The organism is Chryseobacterium defluvii (assembly GCF_014204415.1).
In the GTDB taxonomy this organism is placed as follows: domain Bacteria; phylum Bacteroidota; class Bacteroidia; order Flavobacteriales; family Weeksellaceae; genus Chryseobacterium; species Chryseobacterium defluvii_A.
In genome coordinates this window covers 201537-220596 of the sequence record NZ_JACHLE010000001.1, presented here as the reverse complement: position 1 = coordinate 220596, position 19060 = coordinate 201537, and the positions used below count along the sequence as shown (strand labels likewise).

The following is a 19060-nucleotide window of genomic DNA, read 5'->3' as shown; positions in this document are numbered from 1 at the left end:
ACTGATAGATTCTAGTGAGTACAATTCATATTCCGATTAAGAATTAAATATACCCTTTATTCGGAATGACAAAGACGATGTTAGATGGTTTATGTTATTTTGTAGTGTAATACTTTAGTTTCATATTTAGTTTCACCACAAAAGTCACAAAAGCTTTTATATTAAGAAACTTTAGTTATTTAAGCTTTAAGATTGCTGAAGATTAAAGTTCACATAAGGAGAAAATCAAAGATTTTCAAAAAACATTAAGTGTTCTTTTGTGACTTTTGTGGTAAAAAATGACCGCCAATATTGACAGTCATTTCGCGTATTGCTATACTACTTCTTATTTAAAATACTCTACCCCGTTTTTGAAAATATTGTGGTAATTCGCAGTCGGGATATTTTTCATCAGACCTTCTGCAAAACGTTCAGGGTGCCCCATTCTTCCATAAATTTTTCCGCATGGGCTGGTAACCCCTTCTATCCCGAATAATGAGTTGTTCGGGTTGAATGGCATTCCATGGGCGATATTTCCATCAAAATCGATGTATTGAGTGGCTATCTGCCCGTTCCTGTACAGTTTTTCAATTTCTTCTTCTGAGGCCATGAAACGCCCTTCTCCGTGAGAAATCGGAATGGTGAATACCTGACCTTTCATTCCTTTCAGCCAAGGGCTTTCATCATTGATCACTTTCACAGTTACCATTTGAGAAATATGTCTTCTGATAGCATTATGAGCAAGAGTTGGAGAATTTTCATCCAAATCTTTGATTTGCCCGTATGGTAATAATCCGGATTTAACCAAAGCCTGAAAACCATTACAGATCCCAATGATCATCCCGTCTCTTTCCAACAGATTATGAACTGCATTTCTCATCTTTTCGTTTTTCAGAACATTCACAATGAATTTGGCGGAACCGTCGGGTTCGTCTCCTGCAGAGAAGCCTCCTGAAAATGCTAAAATCTGCGATTGTTTAATTTCTTTCACCCAGGCATCAATGCATTCCTCAAGCAACTGGTGGTTGATATTCTTCAAAGGTAAACTGCTGACCACCGCTCCTTCTTTCTGAAATGCATTCAATGTTTCATATTCGCAGTTTGTTCCCGGGAAAACAGGTGCAAAAACTTTCGGGGCGGCTAGTCCGTGTTTTTTAATGATGATATTTCCTGGGGTAACTGAGTTCAGTTTTTCATCGATCTCAATTGTTATTTTGTCTTTTTCAGTGGTTGGGAAGAGATTTTCAAATGTATCTGTATTTACTTTAAGTAATTTTTCGATTTCAAAACTCAAGTCATTAATATTTAAAACGTTTGAATTTTTAATTTCACCGATTAATTGAAGGTTATTATCATTAAATTCTTCTGTAGATTCAATGATCAGGCTTCCGATATTTTTAGCTAACATGATGCTTTCATCAGCAATATTTACCTGCGCTCCTAACCTGTTTCCGAAACTCATTTTTGCTAAAGCAACAGCAACACCTCCTTCTTTAATGGTCTTAACCGAAACAATTTTTCCAGCCTTGATGTTTTCAAAAATAAATTCAAAAACGGCCTTTAAACTCTCATAGTCGGGCAGTCCGTTTTCCTGTGAAATATGATTGAAAAAATACAATTTATTTCCTGCCTGTTTAAATTCCGGAGAAATGATGTTTTTCTTTTCCCCGTTTGCACAGGCGAATGAAATCAATGTTGGCGGAACGTTCAGATCCTGATAGGTTCCACTCATGGAGTCTTTACCTCCAATGGCTGCCAACCCAAGGTTGATCTGGGCATCATAAGCTCCAAGCAAAGAAGCCAAAGGCTTCCCCCATTTCTCAGGATTCTGGCCTAATTTTTCAAAGTATTCCTGAAAACTCAGCCTGATATTTTTGTAATCGCCGCCCATTGCAACGATCTTAGCCACACTTTCCACTACAGCATAAGCAGCTCCCAGAAGTGAGTTTTGCTTTGAAATTCCGGCATCAAATCCCCAACTTGCCAGGGAAACCGTTTCTACGTCTTTAGCTCCTAAAACCGGCAATACCTGGGCACATCCTTCCATTAAGGTCTGCTGATATTTTCCTCCTAAAGGCATGGTGACCGTTGTTCCTCCTACGGAAGAATCGAACATTTCCAATAATCCTTTTTGAGAAGCCACATTTTTATCCCCTAAAATCTGAAAAAATGCTTCTTCCGTAAATGACTGGTTTTCCTGTTTTACTTCTTCAAGGTGAGTAATTTTTACTTCCTGATTTTTAGAACAGCCGTTCGTATTCAGGAATTCTCTTGAAAGGTCTACGATCTTATCTCCTTTCCAGAACATCTGCATTCTTCCCGAGTCGGTAACTTTTGCCACTTCTACAGCTACAATATTTTCTTCTTCACAGTATCTGATGAAATGTTCTTTATCTTTTGGATCAACCACCACAGCCATTCTTTCCTGAGATTCGGAAATGGCAAGCTCGGTTCCGTTCAATCCTTCATATTTTAGCGGTAAAACGTCTAAGTTTACTTCTAAAGAATCTGCAATCTCTCCGATGGCTACGGAAACACCTCCTGCTCCGAAGTCATTGGATTTTTTGATGAGCTTTGTAACCTCGGGCTTTCTGAATAATCTCTGGATCTTACGTTCTTCAACGGCATTCCCTTTCTGCACTTCCGAACTCATCGTATGGATAGAAGTTTCATCCTGTTCTTTTGAACTTCCGCTTGCACCTCCAACTCCATCGCGGCCTGTTGCCCCTCCTAAAATAATGATAGAATCTCCATTGGCAGGCTTTTCACGTCTTACCCAATCTACAGGAACTGCCCCCGCAACGAAACCAACTTCCATTCTTTTGGCTTTGTAGCCTTCATCATAGATCTCGGAAACCATTGTAGTCGCCAGACCGATCTGATTACCATAAGAAGAGTATCCGTTTGCGGCCTGTTTGGTGATCGTTTTTTGAGGTAATTTTCCCGGTAAGGTCTGATCCACCGGTTCCAATACATCTGCGGCTCCGGTTAACCTCATCGCCTGGAATACAAAAGATCTTCCTGATAATGGATCTCTGATTGCCCCTCCCAAACAGGTGGAGGCCCCTCCAAATGGCTCAATTTCTGTCGGGTGGTTATGGGTTTCATTTTTGAATAACAGATACCACGGTTCTTTTTTACCGTCGTATTCTGCCTCGATCTGAATGGTACAGGCATTGATCTCATCGGAAACGACAAGATTTTCCAGTTTGCCTGTTTTATGGAAATATCTTCCGCAAACGGTTGCCAGATCCATTAAAGAGATCGGTTTCAGTTCGCGGCCTAGGAATTTTCTTTTTTCGATGTAGTCATTGAAAATAATTTCCAATGTATGTTTGAATTTCCCTTCAAACTGAATATCTGACAGTTCCGTTTCAAAGGTGGTGTGACGGCAGTGGTCGCTCCAATAGGTGTCTAAAACTTTCAATTCGGTTTCGGTAGGGTTTCTCTGCTCAGCTTTGAAATATTCCTGAATGAATTTCAAATCGTCCAAGCCTAACGCAAAGCCGTGATTATTAAAGAATTCTTCAAGTTGAGCCTCATCAAAATTGATAAAATTTTCATGAATGATAACTTTTGACGGCGTTTCTTCCGCAGGAATATCTAAAATTGATAAATCTTTTTCCTGAGATTCAACTTTATTGATCAGTAAGTCTTTTATTTTGGCTAAATCAGCTTCAGAAACGCCTTCAAATTCGATTAATTTACCGCTTCTTACTGTAGATCTTTCATTTTCTGTTAATAAAGCGATACACTGCTGTGCAGAGTCTGCACGCTGATCATACTGCCCGGGCAAAAATTCCATGGCAAAGTGAATGGATCCCGCAGGATTTTCTGTGTGCAATATATCGGTAACGGGATCTACAAAAGTATTGTTGACCACTTTTCCGAATTCACCGTCATTCAATCCGAAAATATCATATACATTATATACTTTCACATTTTTTACGGACGGTACCACCGCTTTTACTTCATCAAAAATTTTTGGACTTTCTACATCGAAAATTCCTCTTTTTTCTACGAAAATTCTTTTGTTGTTAGACATTAGATGTCGGATATTAAATATTATTAGATTTATTTATTAAATTTATTGGGATTATCCGTATGCTCTTTCTGGTACTGCCTTGCTGCTTTTATTTCTTTTTTCAGCCATTTTTCAAAAGGAATTTTTTTATCTCCATAATCCATTGCAAAGACAGATTTCCCATTTTCTGAAACCAAAAATTTAAAGTCAGATATTCCTGCTTCCATTTTCTCATAATCATAGGTATTTACCTGATAGTACGGAAAATTATGTTTCGGCCGCTCAACAATCTCAAAGAACAGTTTCTTTTGATCTTTGGAAAGTTCATTATAGAGATTCACATAATGGATATCTGAAAGCAGCCTGTTCTGTTTTTCAAAGAACTGAAGGATATTCTTTTCTTTATCATTGTATTGGAATGGATATGGGTAATATTTTCCGTTCAGTTCTACATCTTTTTCCGAACCCTTGGCTATAGGCCGAACAATTTCACCTTTCCAATTCATGACACCCCATGTTCCTCCAACTATTGCCTTATGTTCGTCTTCGGTTTTCTCCCAGTCGCATCCGTCACAAAAAGCAGCATACCCGAATGTAAAAGGCGATACAAAGTCATGTTGAGGCTCAATAACCACTTTTCCGTCTCTGTCCGCAAACCCTATTTTTCCGTTTTTAACAAATCTCTGCACTCCTTCTTCAAAAAAGTCGGCCCCATTATCATAAAAGTAAGGCCTGTAAAGGAAGTTTCCTCTTCTATCATAGACATATCCCCATACATTCTTTACATCTCCTTCCTCTTTTTTCCAGCCATCAAAGAAAATAGTGTTTCCTTTTACCAGATCTCCATCCTCAAGCACCGAATAGATTATAAACTGCGCAGGAACAATAATCTCTCCTTTCTGATTTTTTACTCCAACCAAAGTGTCCTTTGTAATAAAGTATCTCAATACCTCTTCCTTTTGAGAGAAAGCAGACACGGGCATGAGTGAAATGAGCAAAAGGAACTTTTTCATACTTCTTTTGGTTGGAAATAAAATATGCAGCCGGAAAGACTGCATACTATTTTATACTTTAAGATCAGCCTCCAATCCTATCAGGTCTTTGTTCTGATCCAGAATCGGCTGAACTTCATTTTTAATGAATTCTTCCGTCTGAACAGGAGCAAAACCGATAAAGTTCTTCGGATCCAATACTTCTTTTAATTTTGATTTATCCAGTTTTAATGAATCATCATTTAGAATCCTTTCAATCAGGTCATTTTCTTTTCCTTCTTCTTTTACCTTTTTAGAAGCTTCCATAGAGTGAACCCTGATCACTTCATGGATCTCCTGACGGTCTCCTCCCGCTTTCACTTCTTCCATGATGATGTATTCAGTGGCCATAAAAGGAAGCTCTTCTTCAATATGTTTGTTGATTCTGTTCGGGTAAACCACAATTCCATTCATGATGTTGTTCCAGATCAAAAGGATCGCATCAACAGCTAAAAATGCCTGCGGAATTGTTAATCTTTTGTTGGCAGAGTCATCCAGGGTTCTTTCAAACCATTGGGTAGATGCTACCATTGCAGAACTGGTTGTCAGTGACATTACATATTTTGCCAATGCCCCGATCCTTTCGCTTCTCATCGGGTTACGCTTGTAGGCCATTGCGGATGAGCCGATCTGGTTTTTCTCAAATGGCTCTTCTATTTCCTTAAGGTTCTGAAGCAAACGAAGGTCATTGGTGAATTTGTGGGCAGACTGCGCGATATTTGACAGTAAAGCCACAACTTTAGCATCTATTTTCCTGTCATAGGTCTGTCCTGAAACCCCAAAAACCTTATCGAAACCAAACCTTTTTGAAAGTTCTTTATCCAGATGTTTTACTTTGGAATAGTCTCCGTTGAATAATTCTAAAAAGCTTGCCGCAGTACCTGTAGTTCCTTTTACGCCTCTGAAACGCAAGGTTTCCAGAAAGAAATCGAGTTCTTCAATATCAAGCACTAAGCTTTGCAGCCAAAGTGTCGCTCTTTTTCCCACCGTTGTAAGCTGAGCCGGCTGAAAATGGGTAAATCCTAACGTCGGAAGGTCTTTGTATTGAATAGCAAAATCTGCAAGGCTTTTGATAACGTTAACCAGTTTTTTCTTCAGGATTAGAAGTCCGTCACGGATCTGGATCAGATCTGTATTGTCACCTACAAAAGCCGAGGTAGCCCCCAAATGGATGATTCCTTTCGCTGAAGGCGCCACATCTCCATAGGTATGAACATGAGCCATCACATCATGACGGAATTTTTTCTCATATTCAGCCGCTTTATCATAATCGATGTTTTCAGCATTGGCTTTCAATTCAGCGATCTGCTCATCAGAAATTTCAAGTCCAAGGTCTTTTTCGATTTCAGCAAGAGCGATCCAAAGCTTTCTCCAGGTACGGAACTTGTTGTTATGCGAGAAGTTAAACAACATTTCTTCACTGGAATAGCGCTCTTCCAATGGATTTTTGTAGGAATTCATTTTTTTCTTTTACTTTTTAGATATGCAAAAATAGGGTTTTTCAGTGAGAGATGAAAATTGGGGAAGGTTCTTTTAAATTTTGTTTTTTTGTTTTTCTCTCTCGCAGAGCTTGCAGATAGCGCGGATTTTTTGTTCAATCATATCAAAAAATAAAAGCTGGTTTATATTTCTATAACATTATCCAGCAACATATTTACAAATTGACTTTAAAATTAGAGGATTTAAATTCATCAGGAAAACCAAACTAAAAAACAAAAAAGCTTTTTGGGCACTTAAGCTGATTTTAAAGTCTCTGGGAAAACATTTAAGCATATACAAAAAATGTGTAAATTGGGTACAGATTACAAATTTTTGTATAACCCAAATTGTGATGAAGTATTTAATATTAATAGCTGTTTTATTATTTACAACGATCTTAAAAGCGCAGGAAATCTCTCTTTTTAATTCTGAAGGAGCACCCATTGCCTATATGGATACAGACGATGATGATATGACAATTTATTTATGGAACGGAAATCCTGTTGCCTATCTATCCGGTGACAATATTTATGGATTCAATGGAAAGCACTTAGGCTGGTGGATAAAAGGGATAGTCAGAGATCATAAGGGTGACAGTATTGGTGCATTGAAATCAGCATTCATAGGATATACAGAATATGAACCTTATAAGGAATATAAAAAATATAAGCCATATAAAAGCTTCAAAGAATATCCTCCGTATAGACCGTATTGGAGTAATTATTGGAGCGATAATTCATTTAAAATATTTTTATTACAGGGAATTAATGACTAAGTCTCAATAATGAAATACATAAAAGCCATTCTCGCGAATGGCTTTTATGTATGTATTCAAGGTATATGATTACTGATAAATTACAATATTATCCTTTTTAAGCTGGTAACCTATTTTTTTGTAAGGAACCAGAATATATTTACCGCTTTTCCACGTTTTTCCTTTTCCTGCCCTTGTAAGGATCAGGCTTCCGGAATTCTGATCAGGAAGAAAAATCTCAGCATTTTTCATGTCTTTACTGAAAATAACCGCAGTCATGGAAGTAGAGCTTCCTTTTGGTTTTACTTCGGGAAGTTTGATTTTCTGTTCAAATACTCTTATACAGTCGTTTTTAACCTGAGAATAGGTGTATCCTGCAGATCCTATGCATCCATGAGTGTCTCTGTCACCTCCTACTACACGTTTTGTGTCCTGGGCAAAGGTAAATAACCCTACTAACATCATTCCTAATACAATTGTTTTTTTCATATTTACTTTATTATTAATAGAACAGCATGAGTAAAAACCATACCAAAAAATAAAAAGTCATCCTTTCGAATGACTTTTTGTTAATTTATTTATTCCAGTTGATTTTTGAGCGTTTTACTTCATCGGAATTGGTCCCGATCATGATCTCAAATTCTCCCGGTTCCCAATCATATTTTAATTCTCCGTTGTAGAATTTCAGGTTTTCCGGGGTAATATCGAAGGTAACTTTTTTAGATTCTCCTTTTTTCAGGAAAACCTTCTGGAAGCCTTTCAATTCTTTTACCGGTCTGGTAATGCTTCCTACAAGATCCCTGATATACAGCTGAACTACTTCCGCTCCGTCATAGTTTCCTGAATTGGTTACAGTAACAGAGGCCTGAATGGTTTGGTTCCCTTTAGGATTCTGGTTTGAAACTGCAATATCGGAATAATTGAATTTTGTATAGCTCAAGCCGTATCCGAACGGATATAACGGGGTATTGCATTCATCCATATAATTGGAACGGAATCTTTCGTACACACATTTATCTACTTTATCCTGACTTAGCGGACGGCCCGTATTTTTAGCATTATAATAAATCGGAACCTGTCCAAGGCTTCTTGGGAAGGTCATTGGCAGTTTCCCGGAAGGGTTTACTTTTCCGAACAGAACATCTGAAATGGCATTACCCGCTTCGGAACCAGCAAACCAAACATTCAGTATGGAATCGGGTGCATCTTTTACGTTGGTTAAAGCTAACGGACGGCCTGTGAAAAGTACCATCGCGATAGGTTTTCCGGTCTTCTTTAATTCGTTCAACAGGTCTACCTGGGATTGCGGAATGGTGATCTCGGTTCTTGAGGAGGATTCTCCGCTCATTTCTGCAGACTCCCCGATGGCTAAAACGATCACATCTGCTTTGTTCGCAACGTCTACCGCTTCTTTGAGAAGCACTTCTTTTGAACGGCTATCTCTATCCGTATTCTTTCCGTGTGCTGCATAGATCTCCTCCAATTTTGCATCGTAATCTATGTTGGCTCCTTTGGCAGAAATGAATTTTACTTCTTTCCCAAGGTTATCCTGAAGGCCTTTCATCAGGGACACTGCATTGGCGTGTTTTGCTGCCACACTCCAGGTTCCCGGCATATTCAATGAGTTATTCACCAATGGCCCGATCACGGCTACTGTTCCTGATTTTGTTAATGGAAGCACCTGGTTTTCATTTTTCATTAAGACCATTGATTGAGCTGCCACATTCCTGGCTACGTTACGGTTTTCCATATTGTAGACTTCTTTGGCTGCCAATTTTGCATCTCCATAACGGTAAGGATCATCAAATAAGCCTAAGTCGTATTTTGCTTCAAGAATTCTTTTTGTTGCCGTATCGATATCTGCTTGGGTGACTTTTCCTTCTTCTAAAGATTTTTTCAGGGTTTTCAGGAATCCTTCACCTACCATATCCATATCAATCCCCGCCTTTAATGCCAAAGCAGAAACCTGCTGAAGGTCTCCCATTCCGTGGTCCATCATTTCATTGATCCCGGTATAGTCGGTAACCACAAAGCCTTTGAAGCCCCACATTTTTCTTAAAACATCGGTCTGAAGCCATTTGTTTCCGGTGGCGGGAACTCCGTCAACCTCATTGAAGGAAGCCATCACAGAGGCTACTCCTGCGTCAACGGCCGCTTTGTATGGAGGAAAATATTCGTTGAACATTCTTACGTGGCTCATGTCTACGGTATTATAGTCTCTACCGGCTTCTGCTCCACCGTATAGTGCAAAGTGTTTTACGCAGGCTAAAATAGTGTTCCCTAAGGATAAATCTTTTCCCTGATACCCATATACCATGTTTTTGGCAATTTCGCTTCCCAAATACGGGTCTTCTCCTGATCCTTCGGAAACCCTGCCCCATCTTGGTTCACGGGAAATATCCACCATCGGTGAGAAGGTCCAGTTGATCCCGTCAGAGGAGGCTTCTTTAGCTGCAATTCTGGCGGACTGCTGTACTAAATCCATATCCCACGATGCTGCCAACCCCAATGGTATAGGGAAAGTAGTCTCATAACCGTGTATCACATCCATTCCGAAGATCAATGGAATTTTCAGGCGGCTTTTTTCAACGGCTACTTTCTGAACGGCTTTGATCTTGTCCGCTCCTTTTATATTGAATAACCCACCAACTAAGCCCTGCTCTACTTTTTTCCCGATATCGGAACTCTGGGCCTGTCCCGTAGTAAAATCTCCGGAAGTAGGCAGATTCAGCTGGCCGATCTTTTCATCCAAAGTCATTTTTGACAAAAGGTTGTCTACAAATGCTTTTCTTTTTGCCTGATATTGGGCAGTCTGATAAGACTGTACCGGCTTGGTGACCGTCTCCTGTGCCGAAAATACCGGCGAAAGTGCTAAAGTTGCAATGATTATGATCTTCTTCATATAGTTTTATCCTTTAATTTTACAAATGTATTGTTTTATTTTCTCATTTTGAGAATATAGATTTATTAATCAAAACTAAATCTATCTTTAATTTTTTAATTTCTGGTTAAGCATCCACTTATAAAACTCAGGATCCGAGTAGGTAGAATCCCAGGAGTTGTGGTTATCGTCAGGGAAAATGATCAACTCGGCAGTCGGATTAGTTTTTTTTATGGCCTGATACATATTAATCGAGTTAATGGGTGATACAACATCATCATTCCCGCCATGGAAAATCTTAACGGGTATATTTTTCAATTGTTCCGCATTGGCTTCCATGACACGATCTGCAGGAGCACAAACAGGCGCTACCGCAGCAAACATTTCAGGATGTTCTATAGCCAGCTTCCAGGTTCCCCAGCCTCCCATTGAAAGCCCTGTAATATATATTCTGGAAACATCGATCTTATATGCAGCCTGGATCTCTTTGACCAGCTGGTACAAGGTTTCCGTATTCCACCATGAATTGGCAGGGCATTGCGGTGCCAGAATGGCAACCGGTTCTTTGATCAGATTTTTATAGGTGAAGGGGCTGTGGGCTTTTACCATTTCGAGATCGGTACCTCTTTCTCCTGAACCATGAAGGAATAAAATAAGAGGAACGTTTCCTTTAGCATTCTTAGGATAATCTAATATATAGGAGATTTTCTCGACCTTTCTGACTTCTTTATTGAGTTCTGCTTTTATTTCCTGGGCATTCAGATTCCATGAGAAAGGCAGCAATAAAAGCGGGATGTATTTCAGTTTGAATTTCATATTATCATTTAATTTTGGCAAGCCATTTAAATTTATTTTTTTAACGGGTTAAAGCCCATTCCTATTGATAAAGATATTAAAACTATTTTATGCCATACTTTGCTGACTTAAAACTCAGTTTTTTAAGTCCCTGCTGAATTTCCGGCGTATTCATGAACAGTTTCCACAAAAATCCGGTCCTGTGATTCTCGATCATCGGGGCAATGGTTCCCTGATCAATAGCCAAATATCTTGGCGTAAACCAGTTGCTATAATTGATCGAAGTAGCATCATAGGGACCTGCCGAACCGATAAATTCAGGCTGCTTTGTATAAATGAACCTTAAAAAGTCCATGGATTCTTTCGGAGTGTATGGAAAGCTGCTTAAAGCCGCTGTCGGAGTAACCACTCCATGGTCATTGGATGGCATATGTGCAGTATAACCTACTCCTCCGTCTTTGTTTCTTGTATAGCTTGCCGTCAATCCCCAATAATCTGAACCATAGCCTTTCCATTGCTTAGGATTTTCGACACAGTATTTGTAATCGATAAGAACCTGATTTTTATTCAGATCGAAATAGTTCTTCACCAGTTTATCGGACAATCCGGTAGGGTCTAACCCAATATAGGAATAATGGGCCCAGAATAAGGGACCTCCATATTCTTCTGCTCCATTGTGTTTTACATATAAAGGCAGACCGTATTTGGTCTTGTTTGTAAGATAAGCCCCGTTTCTTGACCAGCCTTTATAATAAGTTTCCGTATCAATGGAATAGGTAGGTGATGATGCAGCCAGAATATACGTGATCAGGCATTCGTTATAGCCTTGCAGCGGGAAGTTCATTTCCCACTGATATTCCGGTGACCAGTGCCAGTATAATACTTTTTCGCCTCCTTTTGTATACCAGTTCCACTGAATTCCACGCCATAATTCATCACATTTTTTTGCCAAGGCTTTTTCTTCTGTATTTCCATTTTTAAAGTATTCCCGCACCATTAAAATTCCAGAGGTTAAAAATGCCGTTTCCACCAGATCACCCCCGTTATCTTTCTTTCCAAAAGGAACTGTTTTCCCAGTTTCACCATTGATCCAGTGGGACCAGGCTCCTTTATGACGGTCTGCCTTAGCCAGGAAGTCCATCATTATGGTCAATCTTTTTACGGCTTCTTTTCTTGGAACAAAACCTCTTTCTACTCCGACAAGAATGGTCGCCAGTCCAAATCCTGACCCACCTGTAGTGATCACATGCTTATCATTATCAGGGTAAATATTGTCTTCATGATAACGTTCTCTTCCCAGCATTGAATTGGGCTCTGCATATTCCCAGAAATATTTTAAAGCGTCTTTCTGCACTTTATCCATAAGCTGCTCATCGGTAATATCGCTTTTCACAATTTCAGACTGAACCCCCTGCTGTTTTGAAGATGGGGAGTTTTTGCAGGAGTAAGCGAAAAATAATGATGCTACACCAAGTGATAATACTATCCTTTTCATTAAATATTCTTTTAAAATCCGTGTTGTGTGGAATGAAATCCTAATTTTATTAAACCTTGTCTTATATCCGGAGCATTCATAAATAATTGCCACAAGAACTGTGATCTATGATTCTCAATCATTGGGCCAATGGTTCCCTGATCGATCGCCAGATATCTTGGAGTAACCCAGTTATAATGCAGTGAATAGGCATCATAAGGACCTGCGGTTCCTACATATTTGTTATAATTTTCATTGTACAGATATCTCAGCATGCTCATACTTTCTGTTGGCGTATAAGGCATATCCGAAAGTGCCGCCGTAGGAGAAATAACTCCTAAATCAGTATTAGGTTGATGTGCAGCATATCCGGTAGAGCCATCTAAGTCTCTTGAATAACTGGACGTAAGCCCCCAGCTTTTCGAGTTATAGCCCTGCCATCCTTTCGGGTTTGTGATGCAATACTGATACATAATCCTGGAATGATTGAGAGTAGCATCGCCATAATTTACATATTCATCGGACAAACCTCTCGGATCTAACCCTAAAAATGAATAATGTGACCAAAACATAGGACCTATCGTACTTCCCGTGACATTGTGGTTCACAATAAGAGGAATTCCATACTGCGAGGCCATACTCTTGATATTACCACTTCTGGCCCACCCTTGTTGGTAAACAGTTTTGTCAATGGTGGAAGTAGGTGAAGCAGCGGCTAAAACATAAGTGATTAATGTTTCATCAAAACCTTGTAATTTATGATTTATCTGGAAATTAAAATCGGGAGACCAATGCCAGTATAAAACATTTTCTCCTTTGGTATACCAGTTCCATTCTATTCCTTTCCATAAGGTGTCTGCCTTTTGTGAGAGGGCAAGTTCGGCTGCATCAGATGAGTTTTTAAAATATTCTCTTACACATATTAATCCCTGGGCAAGAAAAGCTGTCTCTACAAGATCTCCTCCATTATCCGCAGGACTGAAAGGAACCACCTGCCCGTTAGCCCCATTCATCCAATGCGGCCATGCTCCATGAAAACGGTTGGCATTCTGCAGAAAATTAAGGGATGTTGTCAGCCTTGAAACCGCTTCGGCCTTTGAAATATATCCATTTTTAATACCCGTTAAAATAGTCATCAGTCCAAAACCGGATCCTCCTGTAGAAACTACCTGAGCATCCTGTCCCGGATTATCGGTGTGATACCTTTCTCTGGCCAGTTTAGAGTTTGATTCTGCGTAATCCCAAAAATATTTCAATACATCTTTCTGTACCATTTCGATGAGCTGGGCATCGGTATAAGTATTTTGTTGGGGTGTATTGGGTGTAGACGGGGTTTCGTTTACAGCTGTATTATCAGAAGAACAACTGCCACATAAAAATATGGCAGTTGTTGTTAATATAATGATCTTTTTACGCATTAATTATTTTTTCTTAGTATACAAACTGTTTACTTCCGAAGCATTCAATGCAGTTGCATACATTCTAAACTGATCAATACCGCCATTCCAAGAATTTTTAAGCCAATCATCAGCACCCTGGTTAATCTGCTCAGTAGTAAATTCCTGAGGACCAGCCCCAATTTTCAAACCTGTTATTTTAGCCGGCTCCAGATTTACATTACCATGTCCTACCCATTCCGGTACATTAGGGTGAGCAATTCCATCTTTATAAAGAGTCATTTTTGAGGTTATAGCATCATATACAAAAGCCAGATGATGCCAATTCCCATCATAAAACCCTGTAACTGCATTTGCACCTGTCCATTCAAACCATTTTTCACCGGTAGCATCTTTCACAAAAAACTTAAGAATCGGACTAGAGACACTTCCTTCTGTTAATAAAAACATAGAAGCTGCAGACCAGTGATAATCACTTGGTGAGGGCAAACTAAAGATATGGTCTGTTTTAAGTGTTCCTTTTTTAGCCCAAACAGAAATAGTAAAACTTTTAGCCTCTTTAGCAAAATCATTAGCACTGTTATATTTTACATATTTATAGTTTTGTCCTTGTAAACCTTTACCATTGATCCCGTCTATCGATGAAAGCGGGTTACTTGAAGGAAACTTTGCTCTTATACTATCAACAGCATTCATAAGAGGATTATTAGTTTGTCCATCAAAAGCTACATAAAATTTCAATGGTCCTCCTGGGACATTAGTATCTTGTGGATAATCTCCAAGTTCAGGTCTATCTAAATCCTGACAAGAAAATATTAGTAAGCCTATAGAAAGTAAACTTAGGATTTTAATTATATTTTTCATTTTTATTGCTTCATTAATTAATAGTTAGGATTCTGTATCAATACTCCCTGCGCTTTATCGATCGCCTGCTGAGGAATCGGGAAATGCTTGTTTCTATCAGCATATCCCTGTGCAGCTAGTGCTGTAATGGCATCACCCCATCTTACCAGGTCATAGAATCTTTCAAATTCCATTGCAAACTCAACTCTTCTTTCATGTTTAATAGCTACTCTCATAGCTCCCTGATTAGATGCTGTAGTATTTCCAAGAGCAGCTCTGGTTCTGATCATGTTTACATAAGTAGTGGCTTTTGCAATCTGACCTAATTCATTAGCTGCTTCTGCTGCAATTAAAATAGCATCTGCATACCGAAGAATTTTAATATTCTCCCAATGGTTTTTAGTCTGGGCGTATTGTATTCTTTCAGCTGGCAATGTGTATGCTTTTCCATTCCAATACTGTTGAACCAAAACAGGAGACGGGTCGTTCGGACCATCTGGAAGTGTAAGAGAATTATAAATATCCGGTCCTCCAGAAGTAAGTATCGTCGTTTTTTTACGTATATCCGCTGTTTCATAAACTCCAATAAGTCCTGTAGACGGCACGTTAAAGCCCCAACCTAAATCCCAGGTCCCACTACCTCTTACTCCCTGAGATTCATAGAAGTTGTTAGTGTATTTTGTAGGATAATCATATGTTTTTTGAATTTCAAAAATAGATTCTTTAGAATTATTACCTGCCTTTGTAAACTCGGCATCATATGATGGATTTAAGGTATACACACCAGAATTTATAACCAGCTCTGAATGTTCTAAGGCTTTAGACCAATTCCCCTGATATAAATATAATTTGGCTAACAGGGTGTTCACCATTCCTTTAGTAGCTCTTCCCAAATAAGCGCTTGGCCATTGTGAAGGTAATGCTGCTTCAGCATCCGTTAAATCCTGAATGATCTGAGCGTCTACCTCAGCAATAGTTTTCTTAGGCGCAATTTCGTCCTGTGGAATATCTATCGTTTTAAGATTAATAGGTACTTCTCCGAAATCTCTTCTTAGTTCAAAGTAACAAAAAGCCCTGATTGCTTTTGCCTCTGCTATATTGGTAAGCGTACCGGTAGAGGTATCTCCTGAAGCCTGAGCCAGATTAATCAACTCATTACAATCATATATGATTTTATAATGACCGTTCCAGTCACTGGTTATGCTTCCATTAGTTGCTACATATCCAAAATTATTGAAGACATTACCATCTGCCGATGCATCTGATGCTGAACTTCCTTTTTCATTATCATCCGCACGAATACAATGGGTCCACACATAAGAAAAATCACTAACACCTCCCTCGGTTCGTAAACTGGCATAAAGCCCAAAGGCCATAGCTTCATATCCTCCAATTGGAACTTCCTCGCCTACAGGCCTTCCTTCCGGCTTAAGGTCTAACCAGTCATCACCACAGCTATTAAGAGATAATACAGCAGCGGTAACTACCCCTGTTAAAAATATATTTTTTATAAATTTAATTTTCATTTTAATTATTTTTAGAAAGTTGCACTAATACCAAAACTTGTTATTCTTGGATTTGGATAACCACTTGTGTTTACTCCGAACTGTGTTGCAGAGCCACCAAATTCCGGTGTGAATCCGTTCACATGATCCCAGGTTTTTAAGTTCTGTACATTGAAGTAAAGTTTTAATCCCTCTAATCCATAACGGGAAATCAAATCCTTACCAAAATTATAACCTATCTGAACATTTCGAACTCTAAAAAAGCTGCCATCTTCAATCATATAAGTAGAATACTCCCTATTATATGCTGATGCGGAATAGCTTCTCGGTTCCCAATTCGATGTTCCTGGTCCCGTCCATCTATCCATTCTTTCAGTTCTGTAGTTAAACGGTGCAAATGAGCTGCCATTTCCCCAGTCTCTGAATACTTCATTCCCATAAACTCCATAGAAATCTGCATTAACAAAGATTCCTTTATAATCTGCCCCAATGCTAAATCCATAGGTAAAATCAGGAGTTGGATTACCAATCATTGTACGGTCATCCGGTGTAATCTTTCCATCTCCATTAATATCTCTGTATTTAAAATCCCCAGGCGCAACATCTCCAATAGTAGAGGCAGGTGAACCCAATATATCCGCATAAGACTGATACAAACCATCTACAACATATCCATAAAAAGCCCCTACAGGCAACCCTTCTTTATATATAGCAGGGCCATAGAAGGTCTGATAGCCATCTTCTAACGTATTTAATACTTTGGTCTTCGTTGTTGTTAAATTTCCATTAAAGAAGTAAGTAAAGTTCTCTCCTATTTTATCTTTCCATCCTGCGGTAAATTCAAATCCTTTTGCTTCAATAGATCCCGCATTCATAAAAAAGTTAGGATTACCTATTACGTAATTCAATAAGTCTTCCGTTTTCTTATTATAATATGTTGCGTCTAAAGATAATCTCCTGTCTAAGAACATGGACTCAAAACCAAATTCATAGGATTTAAGATGTTCCCATGTTAAATCATCAGCTTCTTCATACTGTTTAATAAAAGCAGGATATAAATTACCATTAAAGACTCCTGTTCCACCCTCAACATATACCGGATAACCAAAATAACTGTATGGTGTGAACTGGTTTCCAAGATCCCCGTACGAACCTTTTACTTTTAAATAGTTAATGATATTATTACTTCTAAGGAAATCTTCCTTAGTAACTTCCCAAGCTGCTCCTACAGACCAGAACCAGTCAAATCTATTACCCGGAGCTAACATGGAAGATCCATCATTACGTAAGGATGCATTTAACATGTATTTGCTATCATAGCTGTATAACATCCTTCCAAAATACGAAACCTGTCTTTGTTTGTATTGGCTGCTGTTAGCCGTTCTTGTGGCAGGATCTACAAAATCTGAATTCAAATACCAAAATCTAGGATTATTAGGCATTTGTCCAAGCGGATTTGATAAGCTGCTTTTTGCATTTCCTGTCATGCTATTATACTCTCTGTTAATAGTTTCAAAACCGGCCATTACGGTAAGATCATGCACTCCAAACTTATTTTTATAAGTCAATAATTGGTTTTGCTGAAAGGAAACATCCCTGTTTTCAAATTGGTTTACCGTACTTAACAGTCTTCCGGAATAAGGTGAAACTGAGTTTGTTTCCGGAATATAAACATTAAATATTGGTTCATACCCTCTGCCTGTACCGTTTCTATAGGTAAGGAAATAGCTGGATCTGAAAGTAAAATGATCAAAGAAATCGAATTCTAAATAGGCATTAGGATTGAACTGGAAGTCTTTATTCAACTGGGTATATCTGTGTCCTTCCACCAATGCCAATGGATTACCAATCTGTGCGGCCCCAATTTGTTGTGGCAAAGAGTTATATAATCCATAATGATCTCCAGGATTCAGATTAACCGGAGCTACTACAGGTGTAGCATTAAGTGAGGAGGTGAAGTTTCTAAGTTGTGGTAATTTACCATAAGAACCTGTCAATCCAAAACCCGCACGTAAAGATTTTGAGATTTTAAGGTCATCATTAAATTTCATAGTAAACCTTTCATAATCTTCATATTTTATGGATCCTTCTTCTTTCTGGTATCCAAATGAAAAACTCACCCTGTTTTTCTCGCTTCCATTTGAAATGGTAACACTGTGCTGTTGTATAATTCCTCCTTTTTGACGGATTTCATCTACCCAGTTTATATCAGCATTAAAGATATTAAACATATTATAAGCAGGTAGTCCCTGATTCACCAGATCCTCATTATAAAGAGTCCTGAACTGTTCCGCATTCGTAATATCAGGTCTATTATCTAATGACTTTATACCTATTGAAGAGCTCAGATTGATTGTTGTTCTACCTGTTTTTCCTCTCTTTGTAGTCACAATGATTGCTCCGTTTGCTCCTCTACTACCGAAAATTGCCAGAGAAGAAGGGTCTTTCAGGATCTCCATTGACTCTATATCTGCAGGATTCAAGAAGTCAATATTGTTTGCAAAAACACCATCCACAATGTAAACCGGATTAACTCCATTAATAGTTACAGTACCTCTAATCCTGACATCAGCCTGCGATCCCGGCTGCCCTGAATTGACAACTGAAAGACCAGCTACTTTACCTTGCAGAGAGTTTACCGGATTGGCAGCAGGTTTATCTGCAACTTCACTTCCATCCACCTTAGCAATAGAGCCCGTAAGGTCCCTTTTCTTAGCCGTACCATATCCGATCATCACGACCTCTTCAATTTTCTTCTCCTTAACCGTGCTGTCCTGAGGGGTAACCTGTGCATTGACGTTCATACCAAAGTATAAAACAGCAATGAGACATGAATACTTTAAATCACGTTGTTTCATATAGTTAATTTTTATTTTGTACAATCAAAACTGAAAAGCC

Annotated in this window: 12 protein-coding genes; 1 reads left to right on the top strand and 11 read right to left on the bottom strand. The window is 38.8% G+C overall.

Features of this window, described 5'->3' with window-relative positions; genetic code table 11:
- Positions 1-325 precede the first annotated feature (325 nt).
- The 3 genes from HNP38_RS01000 to purB are packed head-to-tail and all read right to left on the bottom strand — an operon-like array spanning position 326 to position 6495.
- Complete coding sequence (locus HNP38_RS01000; protein WP_184183082.1) at positions 326-4024, bottom strand: phosphoribosylformylglycinamidine synthase; 3699 nt, start codon at positions 4022-4024, stop codon at positions 326-328.
- Positions 4025-4053: 29 nt separating this feature from the next.
- Positions 4054-5016, bottom strand: coding sequence for a WG repeat-containing protein (locus tag HNP38_RS00995; RefSeq protein WP_184183079.1), 963 nt, complete (start codon positions 5014-5016; stop codon positions 4054-4056).
- 51 nt (positions 5017-5067) lie between these two features.
- Positions 5068-6495 (bottom strand): adenylosuccinate lyase, encoded by a 1428-nt coding sequence (purB, locus tag HNP38_RS00990; RefSeq protein WP_184183076.1) that lies wholly within the window; start codon positions 6493-6495, stop codon positions 5068-5070.
- 370 nt (positions 6496-6865) lie between these two features.
- Here purB and HNP38_RS00985 point away from each other — a divergent pair, with 370 nt between their 5' ends.
- Positions 6866-7288 carry a 4-fold beta flower protein gene (locus HNP38_RS00985; RefSeq protein WP_184183072.1) on the top strand — a complete coding sequence of 141 codons (423 nt, stop codon included), beginning with the start codon at positions 6866-6868 and terminating at the stop codon, positions 7286-7288.
- 69 nt (positions 7289-7357) lie between these two features.
- Here HNP38_RS00985 and HNP38_RS00980 read toward each other — a convergent pair whose 3' ends face one another.
- The 8 genes from HNP38_RS00980 to HNP38_RS00945 all read right to left on the bottom strand — a co-directional run bounded on the left by HNP38_RS00980 (position 7358) and on the right by HNP38_RS00945 (position 19020).
- On the bottom strand, positions 7358-7756 hold the full coding sequence (locus HNP38_RS00980; RefSeq protein ID WP_184183068.1) for a hypothetical protein: 399 nt from the start codon (positions 7754-7756) through the stop codon (positions 7358-7360).
- 85 nt (positions 7757-7841) lie between these two features.
- Positions 7842-10169 carry a beta-glucosidase BglX gene (gene bglX / locus HNP38_RS00975; RefSeq protein WP_184183066.1) on the bottom strand — a complete coding sequence of 776 codons (2328 nt, stop codon included), beginning with the start codon at positions 10167-10169 and terminating at the stop codon, positions 7842-7844.
- 87 nt (positions 10170-10256) lie between these two features.
- Complete coding sequence (locus HNP38_RS00970; protein ID WP_184183064.1) at positions 10257-10964, bottom strand: prolyl oligopeptidase family serine peptidase; 708 nt, start codon at positions 10962-10964, stop codon at positions 10257-10259.
- 82 nt (positions 10965-11046) lie between these two features.
- Positions 11047-12438 (bottom strand): glucoamylase family protein, encoded by a 1392-nt coding sequence (locus HNP38_RS00965; protein WP_184183062.1) that lies wholly within the window; start codon positions 12436-12438, stop codon positions 11047-11049.
- A gap of 11 nt (positions 12439-12449) precedes the next feature.
- Positions 12450-13835 carry a glucoamylase family protein gene (locus HNP38_RS00960; RefSeq protein ID WP_184183060.1) on the bottom strand — a complete coding sequence of 462 codons (1386 nt, stop codon included), beginning with the start codon at positions 13833-13835 and terminating at the stop codon, positions 12450-12452.
- 3 nt (positions 13836-13838) lie between these two features.
- Complete coding sequence (locus HNP38_RS00955) at positions 13839-14678, bottom strand: LamG domain-containing protein (protein ID WP_184183057.1); 840 nt, start codon at positions 14676-14678, stop codon at positions 13839-13841.
- A 17-nt stretch (positions 14679-14695) separates the two neighbouring features.
- Positions 14696-16183 carry a RagB/SusD family nutrient uptake outer membrane protein gene (locus tag HNP38_RS00950; RefSeq protein WP_184183055.1) on the bottom strand — a complete coding sequence of 496 codons (1488 nt, stop codon included), beginning with the start codon at positions 16181-16183 and terminating at the stop codon, positions 14696-14698.
- 11 nt (positions 16184-16194) lie between these two features.
- Positions 16195-19020, bottom strand: coding sequence for a SusC/RagA family TonB-linked outer membrane protein (locus HNP38_RS00945; protein ID WP_184183053.1), 2826 nt, complete (start codon positions 19018-19020; stop codon positions 16195-16197).
- Between the last annotated feature and the right edge of the window lie 40 nt (positions 19021-19060).